The 14,292-nt window shown below is 76.5% G+C and carries 9 protein-coding genes and 1 pseudogene; 9 read left to right on the top strand and 1 reads right to left on the bottom strand.

Annotation, left to right across the window (positions count from 1 at the left end):
- Positions 1-11: 11 nt before the first annotated feature.
- The 4 genes and pseudogenes from MY526_RS22945 to holA all read left to right on the top strand — a co-directional run bounded on the left by MY526_RS22945 (position 12) and on the right by holA (position 5,362).
- Positions 12-941: a DegV family protein gene (locus tag MY526_RS22945; protein ID WP_436693153.1), complete on the top strand. Its 930-nt coding sequence runs from the start codon at positions 12-14 to the stop codon at positions 939-941.
- 134 nt (positions 942-1,075) lie between these two features.
- Entirely contained in the window at positions 1,076-1,915 is an 840-nt protein-coding gene (locus MY526_RS22940; RefSeq protein WP_436693151.1) for a ComEA family DNA-binding protein, read from the top strand.
- A pseudogene (locus MY526_RS22935) lies at positions 1,912-4,026 on the top strand (ComEC/Rec2 family competence protein); the annotation flags it as partial. The gene MY526_RS22940 and the pseudogene MY526_RS22935, both read left to right, overlap by 4 nt.
- Positions 4,027-4,372: 346 nt before the next feature.
- A complete protein-coding gene (gene holA / locus MY526_RS22930) occupies positions 4,373-5,362 on the top strand; it encodes a DNA polymerase III subunit delta (protein ID WP_436693149.1) in 990 nt (329 codons plus the stop codon).
- 147 nt (positions 5,363-5,509) lie between these two features.
- On the opposite strand, the gene rpsT is transcribed toward holA, so the two are convergent.
- Positions 5,510-5,770 carry a 30S ribosomal protein S20 gene (gene rpsT, locus MY526_RS22925; RefSeq protein WP_436693147.1) on the bottom strand — a complete coding sequence of 87 codons (261 nt, stop codon included), beginning with the start codon at positions 5,768-5,770 and terminating at the stop codon, positions 5,510-5,512.
- 180 nt (positions 5,771-5,950) lie between these two features.
- On the opposite strand from rpsT, the gene lepA reads away from it, so the two are divergent.
- The 5 genes from lepA to MY526_RS22900 all read left to right on the top strand — a co-directional run.
- Entirely contained in the window at positions 5,951-7,795 is a 1,845-nt protein-coding gene (gene lepA, locus MY526_RS22920) for a translation elongation factor 4 (protein WP_436693146.1), read from the top strand.
- A gap of 73 nt (positions 7,796-7,868) precedes the next feature.
- A complete protein-coding gene (locus tag MY526_RS22915; RefSeq protein WP_436693145.1) occupies positions 7,869-8,525 on the top strand; it encodes an MOSC domain-containing protein in 657 nt (218 codons plus the stop codon).
- Between the two features lie 57 nt (positions 8,526-8,582).
- Positions 8,583-9,269 carry an LppX_LprAFG lipoprotein gene (locus MY526_RS22910; RefSeq protein ID WP_436693143.1) on the top strand — a complete coding sequence of 229 codons (687 nt, stop codon included), beginning with the start codon at positions 8,583-8,585 and terminating at the stop codon, positions 9,267-9,269.
- Positions 9,238-10,962 carry an MFS transporter gene (locus tag MY526_RS22905; RefSeq protein ID WP_436693141.1) on the top strand — a complete coding sequence of 575 codons (1,725 nt, stop codon included), beginning with the start codon at positions 9,238-9,240 and terminating at the stop codon, positions 10,960-10,962. The genes MY526_RS22910 and MY526_RS22905 overlap by 32 nt, the downstream gene beginning before the upstream one ends.
- 45 nt (positions 10,963-11,007) lie before the next feature.
- The coding region (locus MY526_RS22900; RefSeq protein WP_436705156.1) for a BTAD domain-containing putative transcriptional regulator at positions 11,008-14,292 on the top strand (3,285 nt) is incomplete at its 3' end.

The raw sequence follows: 14,292 nt of genomic DNA, 5'->3' as shown, positions 1-14,292 counted from the left end.
AGCCTCGCCGGGTGTCCGTCGCCGTGGTCACCGACTCCACGGCCTACCTGCCTCCTGCGCTGGTCGAGCGGTACGCGGTCGAGATCGTGCCGCTGTACGTGGTGATGGCCGGCCACTCCGGGCGTGAGGGGCAGGACATCGGACCGGCCGACGTGGCGAGGGCGCTGGCAGTCCGGGGGCAGAAGGTGTCGACGTCCCGGCCCACGCCCGGGGACTTCGTCGCCGCCTACCGCCGGTGTCTCGATGGCGGCGCCGACCGCATCGTCTCCGTCCACCTCTCCGCGGAACTGTCGGGCACCGTGGACGCGGCCCGGTTGGCCGCCGCGCAGGTCGGCGAGCACATCGTGACGGTCGTCGACTCGCGGTCGGCGGCGATGGGCAACGGCTTCGCCGTGCTGGCCGCCGCACGCGCGGCCGAGGCCGGCGCGGATGCCGGAGCCGTCGCCGCCGCAGCCCGCGACACCGCGGCCGCCACGAAGACCCTCTTCGTCGTCGACACCCTCGAGCACCTGCGCCGCGGGGGGCGGATCGGGTCGGCGGCCACCATGATCGGCACTGCGCTCGCGGTCAAGCCGGTCCTCCACGTCGTCGACGGCCGGGTCGTGCCGTTGGAGAAGGTGCGCACCTCGGCCCGCGCCCTGGCCCGTCTGGTGCAACGCGGGGTGGAGGCCGCCGACGGGGTGCCGGCCTCCGTCGCGGTCCACCACCTGGCCGCGCCGGAGCGCGCCGAGCGGCTGGCCGGTGACCTCCGTGAGCGGATCCCGGACCTCCGGGAGCTCTACGTCAGCGAGCTCGGGGCCGCGATCGGTGCGCACGTGGGTCCGGGTGCCGTGGGGCTGGTCATCGCCCCGGCTCCGGCGCTCCCGTCGGCTGCGGAGCAACTCCGGAACGGACCGGAGCAACCGGAGGAGAGGGACCCGGGGGACCGGCAGACGAACTGAGCGGTTGGTCGGCACCGGCGCAGCGTGCACCGTCCCACCCCTGACCGCCCCGGTTCCGTCCACAGGCGGGGCGGCTGTCCACAACTGTCCCGGGACCGGCTCGGCGCCGTCGGGAGCTGCCTAGCGTCCGGACGGTGCGCCTCACCTCCCGCCGCAGCGACGACGCCGATCTGATCCGCGCCCGGTTGCGGGCGCTCCTCGACGAGGGCCGCCGGTCTCCGGGCTGGGTGCCCGACGAGCCGGTCACCGGCGACCAACCGCTCCGGGACCGCCTCGCCGTCGAGGGCGAGGACGAGGAGGACGGCGCGGAGCTCCCCGACGGCATCGGGCGGCACCGTGCACCGGGCGCCGCGGTGCGGGTGGACCCCGGACGCCGGGGCGCCTGGTCGCTGTGGGCGGTCGGCCTGCTCGCGGCACTGCTGGTCACGCTGGGCACCTGGTGGAGCCGCCCGCAGATCGAGGCGGTGCCGGAGCCGGCGCCGGGGACGTCGGCGGCCACCCCGTCGGCGAGCACGCCCGCGAGCCCCTCGGTGGGCGAGGTGGCCGACGCGTCGGCCACCGTCGTCGTCTCCGTGGTGGGGCTCGTGGCCCGCCCAGGTCTGGTCACGCTGCCCGAGGGAGCGCGCGTGGCCGACGCCCTGGCGGCTGCGGGCGGTCTGCTCCCCGACGCCGATGCGGCCTCGGTCAACCTGGCCGCGGTGGTGGCCGACGGCCAGCAGATCGCAGTGGGGGTGCCGGGTGCCACACCGGGGACCGGCGCCGCGGCCGGGCCGGCCGGGACCGGGCTGGTCGACCTGAACCGGGCGACCACGGCGGACCTGGACGCGCTCCCCGGCATCGGGCCCGTCCTGGCACAGCGGATCGTCGACCACCGCGACCAACAGGGCCCGTTCCGCAGCGTCGAGCAGCTCGACGACGTACCCGGCATCGGCCCGGCGATCTTCGCCGAGCTGGCCGAGCTGGTGACCGTGTGAGCGCCCCACCCGGGCGCTGGGCGTGGGTCGACCTGCGGCTCGCACCGGTGGCTGCGGCCGTCTGGGGTGTCTCCCTCGTGGCGCCGTTCGTGCCTCCGCCCGGGCTGGTGGGCGTTGCGGCGCTCAGTACCGGAGCCGCCGCCGTTGTGGGGCGGCGGCGTCGCCGGACCGGCTCGGTCGTCCTCCTCGGGGTCCTGGCCGCGCTGACGGTCACCTCGGTCACGGCCGCGGTCCGTGCGGCCGCCCGGGAGGCCTCGCCGCTCGCGGCGGTGGCCGAGCAGCGCCGGAGCGTTCAGCTCGACCTGGAGCTGGACGGGGATCCGCTGCCGGTGCGTGGCGTCGGCCCGTCGCGCGCCGTCGCCGCCGCCACGGTCACGGCGCTGGACGACGGCGGCACGCGGCTGCGGCTGGATGACGACGTGCTGCTGTTCGGCCCCGCCGAGGAGTGGCTGGGGCTGCTCCCGGGGCAGCCGGTGCGGATCCGGGCCGCCGTCTTCCCGGCCGCGGCGGGGGACGGGCTGGTGGCGCGACTGTCGGCGCGGTCGCCGCCGCACCTGCTCGGGGATCCGCCGTGGGCTCAGCGGGCCGCCGGAGGACTGCGGGACGCGTTGTCCGAGTCCGCGCTCCGCGTGCTCGGTCCGGGGGCCGGGGGACTTCTGCCCGGGCTGGTCGTGGGCGACACCCGGGCGATGGACCCCGTCCTCGTCGAGGACTTCCGGCGGGCCGGGCTCTCCCACCTCACGGCGGTCTCCGGCGCCAACGTGGCGATCGTGCTGGCGGGGGTCCTCGCGCCGCTGCGCCGTCGCGCGGTGGACCGGAGGGTCCAGGCAGTGGTGGCGGTGGTCGCGCTGGCAGGCTTCGTCGTGCTCGCCCGGCCCAGCGCCAGCGTGGTCCGCGCAGCGGCGATGGGTGCCGTGGCGCTGCTGGCGCTGGCCAGCGGTCGGTCGCGTGCGGCCCTACCGGCACTGGGCGGCGCCGTGGTCGTCCTGCTGCTGATCGAGCCGGACCTCGCGCGGGACGCCGGCTTCGCCCTGTCGGTCGCGGCCACCGCGGCCATCGTGCTGCTCGCGCCGGGGTGGTCCCGGCGGCTGCGACTGCGCGGCTGGCCCCGGCCGGTGGCCGACGCGCTGGCGGTCGCGGCCGCCGCCGGGGTCGCCACCGCGCCGCTCGTCGCCGGCCTGTCCGGTTTGGTCAGCCCGGTGTCGTTGCCGGCCAACCTGCTGGCCGCCCCGGCCGTGCCGCCGGCGACCGTGCTCGGGCTGCTGGCCGCCCTCGCCGGTGCGCTCGTCCCGGCCCTGGGCGACGCGCTGGTGTGGCTCGGCGGGTGGCCCGCCCGCTGGCTGGTGGTCGTCGCGCAGCGTGCCGCGGCACTTCCCGACGGCGCGACCGGGTGGCCGGCCGGCACGCGCGGCGCCGTGCTGCTGACCGTGCTCCTCCTGGCCGCCGGCTGGCTCCTGTGGCGGTTCCCCCGGGCCCGGCCGCTGGCTCTCGCCGCCCTGGTGGGGGTGGTGGTCCTGGGCTGGCCGCTCCGTCAGGTCACCCGCGGGTGGCCGCCCGAGCGCACGGTCCTGGTGGCCTGCGACGTCGGCCAGGGGGACGCCCTGGTGATCCCGACCGCGCCCGGGGAGGGCGTTCTGGTGGACGCCGGCCCGGATGTCGGTGCGGTCGACCGGTGCCTGGACCGGCTGGGCATCGACCGGCTCCCGCTGGTCCTCGTCAGCCACCTGGACGCCGACCACGCCGGGGGCCTGGCCGGAGCCCTGTCCGGGCGGGAGGTCGGCACCGTCGCCACCGGGACCCTCTCGCCGGCCGAGGACCGCGGCGCCCGGCTGGACGCGCAGGTCCGCCGGGCGGGGGCGGAGCGGCATGTCCTGGTCCCGGGGGACCGGCGCACGGTGGGCAGTGCGACGCTCGAGGTGCTGGCCCCGTCGCCGGAGCGGGCCACGGCCGCCGCGGAGGCCAACGACCTGTCGCTGGTCGTCCGGGTCACCCAGCGGGGGCTGCGGGTCCTGCTGACCGGGGATCTCGGCGCGGAGATGGAGGCGCGGCTCGTTGCCGACGGGGTGGACCTGCGGGCCGACGTGCTCAAGGTGCCGCACCACGGCAGTGCCGACGCCGACCGCGGCTTCCTCACGGCCAGCGGGGCGCGGGTGGCCCTGGTGACCGTGGGGGCGGACAACACCTACGGCCACCCGACGGGCCGGGTGCTCTCGTGGTTGGCGGAGGAGGGCATCCGCGTGCACCGGACCGACCGCGAGGGCGACCTGGCGGTGGCCGGAGAGGCCGGGGCCTGGGGTGTCGCCGGCCGCGGCAGCGACGCCGGCCCCGGGCGGGATGCCGCCGCAGCGGCCGGCGGCGCGGCCGTGGGTGCCGGCGCTTCGGCCATGCGGGCCCGGGCCATCAGCGCGGTTCGCGTGGGTAGCCGGGACCGTCGTCCGAGCGTGACACCATGCCCGGGTGGCAGCAGCACCCCCGGCACCGACCTCACGCCTGCGCGCCGTGGTCGGGGAGGAGGAGCTGCTGCGGGCCCGCGCCGTCTCCGCCGTCCGCACCGCCGTGCTCGACCGCCACCCCGACGCCGAGCTGCACGAACTGCCCGCCCAGGGGCTGCCGGTCGGCCAGCTCGCCGACGTCCTCGCGCCGTCGCTGTTCGGTGGACACCGTGTGGTGGTGATCACCGGTGTGCACGAGGCCGCCGGCGCGCTCTGCGACGCGATCACCGGCTACGCGAAGGAGCCGGACCCCGACCTGACGCTCGTCGTCGTGCACAACGGCGGCAAGCGGAACGAGGCGTTGCTCAAGGCCCTCAAGGCCGCGGGCGCGGCCGTCGACGACTGTCCCAAGGTCAGCTCGGTGGGCGACCGGATCGCCTTCGTGCGCAACGAGGTGCGGTCCGCGGGCGGCCGCATCACCCCGGACGCGGCCTCGGCGCTGGTCGAGGCGATCGGCGCGGACCTGCGACAGCTGTCGTCGGCGGCCGGCCAGCTCGTCTCCGACTTCGGCGGCAGCATCGACGCCGACGCCGTCGCCCGGTTCCACCGCGGGCAGGCGGAGGTCAGCGGCTTCACCGTCGCCGAACGCGTGCTCGTCGGTGACCGGACGGGCTCCCTGGAGATGCTGCGGTGGGCCCTTCAGCGCGGGGTGGCCCACGTCCTCATCGCCGACGCGATCGCCGACGGCGTGCGTACCGCGGCCCGGGTGTCGTCGGTGCGCAGCGCCAACCCCGGTGACCTGGCGCGCACGCTGAAGATGCCACCGTGGAAGGTGAAGAAGGCCCAGGCCCAGGCGCGGGGGTGGAGCATCGAGGGGCTGCAGCAGGCGATGGGAGTGGCCGCCGAACTCAACGCCGACGTCAAGGGAGCCGCGGCCAGCGCCGACTACGCGCTGGAGCGGGCGGTGCGGCGGATCGTCGACATCCGGAGGGAGACCGGACGCGGCCGGATGTGAGCCAGCCCGGACGTCGGCGAGCCCGCGGACCGCGGCGAGCCGCAAACCGCGAGCCCGCGACCGCGAACCCGCCCCGGAACGCGGAGAGCCCCCGTCCCGGCAGGGGAGGGGGCTCTCGCGGACCGCGTCAGTGCGCGGTGCGCCGGCTCAGAGGCCGGCGACCTGCTTGGCCAGACCCGACTTGCGGTTCGCGGCCTGGTTCTTGTGGATGACGCCCTTGCTGGCGGCCTTGTCCAGCGCCTTGCCGGCGGTCTGCAGAGCGGTCGCGGCGGCGGCCGCGTCACCGGAGGCAACAGCGGTGCGGACACGCCGGACGGCGGTCTTCAGGGCGGACTTGACGGCAACGTTGCGCTGACGCGCCTTCTCGTTGGTCTTGATCCGCTTCATCTGGGACTTGATGTTCGCCACGCGTGAGCCTCGGGTGTCTCTCGGGAGGGAGTTCTGGACAGTGCGTCCGGACGGCGTGCGTCAGCGGACCGGTCTGCCAAGATACCAGCGTCGGTCGGACGACCCCAACCCGCGGGTCCACCCGCCCATCCCCGGGCAATCGGTGGCCGACGCAGCCGGGCGTGGGACGATGGGGGCACTGTGACGACTCCCGCCTACACCGACCCGGCCCGCATCCGGAACTTCTGCATCATCGCCCACATCGACCACGGCAAGTCGACGTTGGCCGACCGGATGCTCGAGGTCACCGGGATCGTCGAGGGACGGCAGATGCGTGCGCAGTACCTCGACCGCATGGACATCGAGCGCGAGCGCGGCATCACCATCAAGGCGCAGAACGTGCGACTGCCGTGGACGCCGTCGACCGGCGAGCAGGCCGGCCGCGAGTTCGTGCTCGACATGATCGACACCCCGGGTCACGTCGACTTCACCTACGAGGTGTCCCGGTCGCTGGCCGCCTGCGAGGGCGCGGTCCTCCTGGTGGACGCCGCGCAGGGCATCGAGGCCCAGACCCTGGCCAACCTCTACCTGGCCATGGAGAACGACCTCACGATCATCCCGGTCCTCAACAAGATCGACCTCCCGGCCGCGCAGCCGGAGAAGTACGCCGCCGAGATCGCGCACATCATCGGCTGCGACGCCGACGACGTCCTGCGGGTCAGCGGCAAGACCGGCGAGGGCGTGCCGGCTCTGCTGGATCTGATCGTCGAGCAGATCCCCGCCCCGACCGGCGTGGCCGAGGGCCCCGCCCGGGCGATGATCTTCGACAGCGTCTACGACATCTACCGCGGGGTCATCACCTACGTCCGGGTCGTCGACGGCCGGATCGCCGCCCGCGACAAGATCAAGATGATGTCCACCGGCGCCACGCACGAGCTGCTGGAGATCGGGGTCATCTCCCCGGAGCCCAAGCCCGTCGAGAGCCTCGGCGTCGGCGAGGTCGGCTACTTCATCACCGGGGTGAAGGACGTCCGCCAGTCCCGCGTCGGCGACACCGTCACCCTGCAGCACAAGCCGGCCACCGAGTCGATCGGCGGCTACCGCGACCCCAAGCCGATGGTCTACTCCGGCCTCTACCCGATCGACGGCAGCGAGTACCCGCTGCTGCGCGAGGCCCTGGACAAGCTGCTGCTCAACGACGCCGCCCTGACCTACGAGCCGGAGACCTCCGCGGCGCTGGGCTTCGGCTTCCGCGTTGGCTTCCTCGGCCTGCTGCACCTGGAGATCGTCCGCGAGCGGCTGGAGCGCGAGGCGAACATCAGCCTCATCTCCACCGCGCCCAACGTCGTCTACCGGGTGGTCATGGAGGACGGCTCGGAGCTCGTCGTCACCAACCCCAGCGACTGGCCCGAGGGCAAGATCGACACGGTCTACGAGCCGGTCGTCAGCGCCACCATCATCGCGCCCAGTGACTACACCGGCACGATCATGGAGCTCTGCCAGAGCCGGCGGGGGCAGCTCGGCGGCATGGACTACCTCAGCGAGTCCCGCGTCGAGCTGCGCTACACGCTGCCGCTCGGCGAGATCATCTTCGACTTCTTCGACGCGCTGAAGTCGCGCACCCGCGGCTATGCCTCCCTCGACTACTCCGAGGCCGGCGAGCAGGAGTCGAAGCTGGTCAAGGTCGACATCCTGCTCCAGGGCGAGGCGGTCGACGCGTTCAGCGCGATCGTCCACAAGGACAAGGCCTACAGCTACGGCGTGATGATGGCCGGCAAGCTGCGCGAGCTCATCCCGCGCCAGCAGTTCGAGGTGCCCATCCAGGCCGCCGTCGGCTCCCGGGTCATCGCCCGGGAGACCGTCCGGGCCATCCGCAAGGACGTCCTCGCCAAGTGCTACGGCGGGGACATCACCCGCAAGCGGAAGCTGCTGGAGAAGCAGAAGGAGGGCAAGAAGCGGATGAAGATGGTGGGCCGCGTCGAGGTCCCCCAGGAGGCCTTCGTCGCCGCGCTCTCCACCAACGAGTCCACCGCCTCCAAGAAGTGAGCGAGCTTGCGAGCTCACCGGTGAACAGAGCACCTGGCGGCACGCGGTCGACGAGCGCCGGCGAGGAGAGCGCGTGACCGCCCGGATCGAGGCGGTCTGCGTCTCCGGCCCCCGGCCCATCCGCCTGCCGCGCGCCGGCGACACCACGAGCGCCATCGACAAGCGGCCGGTCGCCGGCCGCGTCGCCGTCCACCCGCTCGGTCTGGACGGCGACGTGCAGGTCAACCGCAGGTGGCACGGCGGCGAGGGGCAGGCGCTCTACGCCTACGCGCAGGAGGACGCCGACTGGTGGGCCGCCGATCTCGAGCGCGACCTGCCGGCCGGCCGGTTCGGCGAGAACCTGCGCACCAGCGGCATCGACCTCACCGGCGCCCTGCTCGGTGAGCGGTGGCGCATCGGCGGCGTGCTCGTCGAGGTCACCGCCCCCCGCACGCCGTGCGCCAAGCTGCGGGCGCACTGGGGCGTTCCGCGGCTGATCAAGCGGTTCACCGAGCACGGCGCCAGCGGCGCCTACCTGCGCGTCCTCGCGACGGGCGACCTGGGCGCCGGTGACCGCATCGAGGTCGTGGAGCGCCCGGACCACGACATCACCATCGGCATGACCTTCCGTGCGTCCACGACCGAGCCGCACCTGCTAGCCGAGCTCGCCCCGGCGCGCGCGGCGTTGCCGGAGCGGAACCGGTCCAAGGTCGACGCGGCGCTCGCCGGACGGACCGGCGCCACCGTCTGACCGCCGCGGCGGGATACCGTCCCGGGCGCCGGAGAGGTCCTGAGCAGGGGAGGCGACATGCTGCTGCGCCGGGCGGCCACCGCGGTCCTGACCCTCGCCGTCCTCACCGCCTGCGGCGGCGGCGAGCCCGAGGTCTCGGCCGCCGAGTTGCTCGACCGCGCGCGGACCGCCCTCGACGATACGCCGAGCGTGCACTTCGTCCTCACCAGCGAGGGCGCCCCCGACACCGGCACGCACCTGGCCGGCGGCGAGGGGGACATCGCCCGCCCCGCCTCGTTCGACGGCACCCTGCAGGTGCTGACCGGCGGCGCGGCCCTCGAGGTCGCCGTGGTCTCCGTCGACGGCACGGTCTACGCCCAGCTGCCCTTCACCGGCGGCTTCAGCGTCGTCGACCCCGCGCAGTTCGGCATCGGCGACCCGGGCGCGCTGCTCGCCCCCGACGGCGGCATCTCCCGGCTGCTCGGAGCCGCGGAGGACGCCGAGCTGGGGGAGGAGCGCCGGGTGGACGGCGAGGTGGTGCGCGAGGTGACCGCGCAGCTGCCCGGCGACCTGGTCGAGGAGGTGCTGACCAGCCAGGACCCCAGCCGTCCGGTGGACGCGCGGCTGTCGGTGGTCCCCGACAGCGGCGAGCTGCGGCGGGTCGAGCTGACCGGCCCGTTCTTCACCGCCGACGACGCCACCTACACCCTCGAGCTCAGCGAGCACGGCGCCGATGTCGACATCACCGCGCCGCCCACCGGCTGACCCGGGCGCGGGGCCGGCGGCGGTCCCCGGCCTCCCGCTGGTCGTCCTGGCCGCCGTCGCGGTGCTGGTCACCGCCGCCGACACCTACGTCGTCGTCCTCGCGCTGCCCGACATCCTCACCGGCGTCGGGGTGGGCGTGGAGGAGTTGCAGCGGGCGGCGCCCATCGTCGGCGGCTTCCTGCTCGGCTACACCGCCACGCTGCCGCTGCTGGGCCGGCTGGCCGACCTGCGCGGCCGGGTGCCGGTGCTGGTCGGCTGCCTCCTGCTGTTCGCCCTCGGCTCGCTGCTCACCGCCACCGCCGGCGAGCTGGGTCCCGTGGTCGCCGGCCGGGGACTGCAGGGCGTCGGGGCCGGCGGGCTGGTCCCGGCCACCCTGGCGCTGGTCGCCGACCGCTGGCCGCCCGAGCGGCGGGCCGTGCCGCTCGGCGTCGTCGGCGCGGTGCAGGAGACCGGCGCCGTCCTCGGGCCGCTGGCCGGCGCGGCGGTCCTGGCCGTCGCCGACTGGCGGGCCATCTTCTGGCTCAACCTGCTGCTCGGCCTCGCCCTGGCCGGCGGTGCGCTGCTCACCGGGCCGGCCCGCCGCCCCGACCCCGTCGGCCTCACGCTCGCCGCGCTGACCGCGCTCGCCGCGGGGCTGCAGCTCGCCGAGCCCCGGGCGCTGGCCGAGGACGTCACCCTCGGCCTGCTCTGGGTGCCGGTGCTCGGTGCCGCCACCCCGCTGGTGCTGGTCGCGGTCGTCGCCGGCGGCGCGCTCGTCGTCCGCAGCCTCACCACCCCGAGCGGCGCGGTGCTGCCGCTGCGCGGCCTGGGCCGGCTCGCGGCCGAGGTCGACGTCGTCGGCTCGCTGCTCGTGGTGGTGGCGCTGGGCAGCCTCGTCTGGGCCTTCGCGGCCGCCGACCCCGGCACCCAGGTCGTCGCGCACGGGCCGGTCCTGCTCCCGCTGGCCGCCGTCGCCGCGGTCGCGTTCGTGCTGCACGAGCGGCGGGCCGCCGCCCCCGTGCTGCCGCTGCGGGCGCTGCGCCCGACCGGGGCGTGGGGCGCGCTCGTGGTCAACCTGCTGGTCGGGGTCGCGCTCGTGGCCGCGCTGGTCGACGTCCCGCTGTTCGCCCGCGCCACCACCACGCCCGGGGACCAGCTCGGCGCGGCCCTGGTGCTGCTGCGGCTGCTGGTCGCCGTCCCGGTCGGCGCGGTCGCCGGGGGGTGGCTGTGCCGGGCGGTCCCGCCGCGGCTGGTCGCCGGCGGCGGCATGGCCCTCGCGGCCCTGGCCCTGGTCGCGATGACCGGCTGGGGCGAGCGCTCGCTGGACGGCGTCGCCTCGACCCTCGTGCTGCTCGCCGCGGGCCTCGGCTTCGGGCTGGCCATCGCGCCGGTCAACGCAGTGCTGCTCGCGGTGACCGGTGCCGACGTCCACGGCAGCGCCGGCGCCCTGTCGGTGGTGGCGCGCACCGTCGGCATGCTGGTCGGGCTGTCGCTGCTCACCGCGATCGCGCTGCGCCGGTTCACCGCCGAGGTGACCGCGATCGGCTCGCCGCTGGACCTCTGCCCGCGGACGCCGGCCGACTGCCCCGCGTACGACGCCGCCACCGACGCCGCCGTCCTCACCCAGCTGCACACCGTCTTCGCCGGCGCCGCGGTGGCCGCCGGCCTCGCGGCGCTGGCGGCGCTGGTCCTCCTGCGCGGCAGAGGCGACTGACGCGGAGGCGGATCTCGTCTACGTTGCCCGCGGAGGGAGGCGCCCGTGACCGACAGCGCGCACCTGCGGATCGGGCTCCTGGGCGCCTCCACGGCATCGGTGGACGGCGCACCCCTCGACCTCGGCGGTCCCCGGCAGCGCGCCGTCCTCACCGTCCTGGTGCTGGCCCGCGGCGAGGTCGTGGCGGTCGAGCGGCTGATCGAGGCGGTGTGGGGCGAGGACCCGCCGGAGGACGCCGTCGGTGCGCTGCAGGCCTACGTCTCCCACCTGCGCCGGCGGCTGCAGCCCGGCAGCGCCGCGCGCACCCGGTCGGCGGTCATCGTCCGCGAGGGGCGGGGGTACGCCGTCCGGTTGCCGCCCGACGCGGTCGACGCCTGGCGCTTCGAGGCGTTGGTGCAGCAGGCCGCGGCCACGGACGACCCGGCGGCCACGGTCGCGCTGCTCGACCAGGCGCTGGCGCTGTGGCGCGGCCCGCCGCTGGCCGAGTACGCCGACGAGCCGTGGGCGCAGGCGGAGGTCGGCCGGCTCGCCGAGCTGCGCGCGGTGGCCCGGGAGCGCCGGCTGGACGCCCGGCTGCGGCGCGGCGAGGCGGCGCTCGTCGTCCCCGACCTCGAGACGCTGGTCGCCGAGGAGCCGCTGCGCGAGGAGCGCTGGCGGCTGCTCGTCCTCGCGCTGTACCGGGCGCACCGGCAGGCCGACGCGCTGGCCGCGCTGCGGCGGGCGCGGACCACCCTCGCCGACGAGCTCGGCGTCGACCCCGGCCCGGCGCTGCGCGAGCTGGAGGAGCAGGTGCTGGCGCAGGCCCCCTCCCTGCACCCGCCGCGGCGCGGCCCGGCGCCGGCGCCCGTGCCGGCCGCGGCACCGGAGGACCTGCTCGACCGGGACCGCGAGCTGGCCGCCGTCCGGGCCGCGCTGGACGACCTCGTCGCCGGCGAGCCGCGGCTGCTGCTGGTCCAGGGACCGCCCGGGATCGGCAAGACGCGGCTGCTCACCGAGGTGCGGCGGCTGGCGGCCGAGCGCGGCGCGCGGGCCCTCTGCGCCCGGGGAAGCCAGCTGGAGCGGGCGTTCGGGTTCGGCGTCGTCCGCCAGCTGTTCGAGCCCGAGCTGGTCGACCCGCAGCGACGGGAGCAGCTGCTCGGCGGCGCGGCGGCCAGCGCACGGGGCGTCTTCGACGTCGCGGCCGACGACGCGGCGGAGGGCTCCTTCGCCGTCCTGCACGGCCTCTACTGGCTGGCCGTCACCCTCACCGAGTCCGGGCCGCTGGTGCTGGCCGTGGACGACCTGCAGTGGGCCGACCGGGCCTCGCTGCGCTGGCTGGCCTACCTGACCCGGCGGATGGAGGGCGTGCCGGTGCTGCTGGTCGGCACCGTGCGCACCGGGGAGCCGGCGCAGGAGGAGGAGCTGCTCGCCGAGCTGGCGCTGGAGCCGGCCGCGGTCGTCGTCCGGCCCGCCCCGCTCTCCCCGGAGGCGACGGCCGGCTTCGTCGGACGGCGGCTGGGCGAGCCGGTCTCGCCGCTGTTCGTGCGCGCCTGCCACCGGACCACGTCGGGCAACCCGCTGCTGCTGCGGCAGCTGGTGCGGGCGCTGGAGGCCGACGGTGTCCGGCCCGACGCCGCGCACGCCGACACCGTGCTGGCGGTCGGCTCGCGGGCGGTGTCGAGCATGGTGCTCGTGCGGCTGCGGCGGCTCGGCGGCGACGTGCCGGCCGTCGCCCGCGCCGCCGCCGTGCTCGGCGACGGCGCCCCGCTGCCGCTGGTCGCCGCGCTCGCCGAGCTGCCCGAGCCGGAGACCGCCGCCGCGCTGGCGGCGCTGGCCCGGGCCGAGGTGGTGCATGACGAGCAGCCGCTGGCGTTCGTGCACCCGCTGGTGCGCGAGGCGGTGTACCGCGACCTCCCCGCGCCCGAGCGCGCGCTGCGCCACGAGCGCGCCGCGCGGGTGCTCCGCGCGGCCGGTGCCGGCGACGAGCAGGTGGCCGCCCACCTCCTGCTCGCCCCCCTGCGCGGGGACGACGCGACGGTGGCCACACTGCGCCGGGCGGCCCGCACCGCCGCCGAGCGGGGCGCCTCCGACAGCGCGGTGGTCCTGCTGCGCCGGGCCCTGGGTGAGCCGCCCGGCGCCGAGCAGCGCTGCGAGGTGCTCAGCGAGCTCGGCCGGCTGGAGTCCCTGCTCGACGGCATCGCCGGCACCGAGCACCTGCTGCAGGCGTACGGCACCTCCGAGGACGCCCGCAGCCGCGCCGACCTCGCCGTCACCGTCGCCCGGACGCAGGTGTTCGCCAGCCCGCCCGGCGTCGCCACGGCGTTCGCCCGGGAGGCCGCCTCCGTCGTCCCGCCGGAGCTCGCCGACCAGCGGCAGGCCCTGCTCGCCGTGGAACGGATCAGCGGCTTCATGCACTGGCTGGACCCGGCGATCTGGCGCAGCGCCGAGCCCCCGGAGCCGGCCGGTGACGGCGACGGCGCGCGGATGCTGGCCGCCGCCCTGGCCTTCGAGACCACCGTCGACGGCACCGACCGCGAGCGGGCGGTGGCCCTGGCCCGGCGGGCGCTGGACGGCGACCGGCTCCGGCGGGCCGACGACGGGCTGTTCTGGGTGGTCGCCGCGACGGTGCGGATGCTGGCCGACGACGACCTCGGCGACTTCTGGGACCGCGCGCGGGCCGAGGCGCACGCCCGGGGCTCGCTGTTCGCCGCGCTGTCGACCAGCCTCTGGCAGGGGTTCTGGCACTGGCGCCGCGGTGAGCTGGACGAGGCGCTGGCCTGCCTGGGCGTCGCCCACGAGCAGGACCGCATGTGGGGCGGGTCGGGCGTGGGTGAGCTCTACACCCACGCCTTCACCATCGGCTGCCTCCTCGACCGCGGCGACGTCGCCGCCGCCCGCCGGGCCGCCGATGCCGCGTTCGCCGGGCCGGTCGCCGGCGAGGGTGCGCGGCTGCTGCACCACGCCGCCGCCCGGCTGCTGGTCGCCGAGGGCCGGCACGCCCAGGCGCTCGACGCGCTCGACGCCGCCCCGGCGCCCATCCCGATCCCCAACCCGGTCTGGAACCCGTGGCGCAGCATCGCCGCCTCCGCGCTGGCCGGGCTGGGCCGGACCGACGAGGCGGTCGCCCTGGTCGAGGACGAGGTGCGGCGGCTGCGCCGCTGGGGCGCGCCCACCTACCTCGGCGCCGCGCTCCGGCAGCTCGGCGTCCTCGAGGGGCCCGACGGGGTGCCCACGCTGCGCGCGGCGGTCGAGACCCTCGCGCCGACGTCCGCCGCGGTGGAGCTGGCCCGTGCCCGGTGCGCCCTGGGCGGCCGACCGGAGGTGCCCGACGCCGAGGCGGGGCCGCTGCTA

It is taken from the genome of Geodermatophilus sp. CPCC 205761, assembly GCF_051383655.1.
Classification (GTDB): domain Bacteria; phylum Actinomycetota; class Actinomycetes; order Mycobacteriales; family Geodermatophilaceae; genus Geodermatophilus.
Note: the sequence above shows the minus strand (reverse complement) of the source record. Positions and strands in the feature narration are given on the sequence as shown.